General features: G+C 48.6%; 1 protein-coding gene. It reads right to left on the reverse strand.

Going from position 1 to position 278, the window contains the following annotated elements:
* Positions 1-255, reverse strand: a 255-nt coding sequence (locus tag R0J92_RS22640; RefSeq protein WP_411053312.1) for a HesA/MoeB/ThiF family protein, incomplete at its 3' end; no start/stop codon positions are given.
* Between the last annotated feature and the right edge of the window lie 23 nt (positions 256-278).

The following is a 278-nucleotide window of genomic DNA, read 5'->3' on the forward strand; positions in this document are numbered from 1 at the left end:
GTTCATTGCTGCTTCAATCATGGGGGTTTCCCACTGCACACAAGCCTGATTGAGTAAATCTCGTTCTGGGAAGTTGTGGGCGCAACTGAGGGCAATATCGGCACTTTGGACTAAAGAATCGACATTTTCTGCGGTAATGTACTGCGCGATCGCGCTGACTTCCACATCAGGATTAATTTGATTCAAGGTTTCCTGTGCTTTCGTCACTCGCGTGTGACCGACCCAGTCATCGGTCATTAAAATCTGACGGTTCATGTCATCGAGGCGCAGATTTCCAC

Origin of the sequence: Tritonibacter sp. SIMBA_163, from assembly GCF_046535935.1 — a bacterium.
GTDB lineage: Bacteria > Pseudomonadota > Alphaproteobacteria > Rhodobacterales > Rhodobacteraceae > Epibacterium > Epibacterium scottomollicae.